The following is a 433-nucleotide window of genomic DNA, read 5'->3' as shown; positions in this document are numbered from 1 at the left end:
TGGTGACGGCGCCGGGCGGGGCGGTCGCGGCGGGGCGGACGGTGTGGCTGTTCTCCGGACAGGGCAGCCAGCGCACCGGCATGGGAGCCGAACTCCACACCCGCTTCCCCGCCTTCGCCGAAGCCTTCGACGAAGTCTGCGCCCTGCTCGACCCACACCTCCACCACCCGCTCCGAGACGTGGTCTTCAACCCCGAACACGCCCAACTCCTCGACCACACCACCTACACACAAGCCGGGCTCTTCGCCCTCCAAGTCGCCCTCGCACGACTGCTCGGAACAATGGGCCTCAAACCCGACACCGTCGCCGGACACTCCATCGGCGAGATCACCGCCGCCCACATCGCCGGCGTCCTCACCCTCGAAGACGCCGCCCGCCTCGTCACCGCCCGCGCCACCCTCATGGGCGAACTACCCCCCGGCGGCGCCATGGC

General features: G+C 70.7%; 1 protein-coding gene. It reads left to right on the top strand.

Features of this window, described 5'->3' with window-relative positions; genetic code table 11:
• On the top strand, nt 1-433 hold a 433-nt coding region (locus IH54_RS41085), incomplete at both ends, for an acyltransferase domain-containing protein (protein ID WP_043183703.1).

This window comes from Streptomyces sp. NRRL F-5123, assembly GCF_000721495.1.
Classification (GTDB): Bacteria; Actinomycetota; Actinomycetes; order Streptomycetales; family Streptomycetaceae; genus Actinacidiphila.
This window is presented reverse-complemented; position numbering and strand designations above follow the sequence as displayed.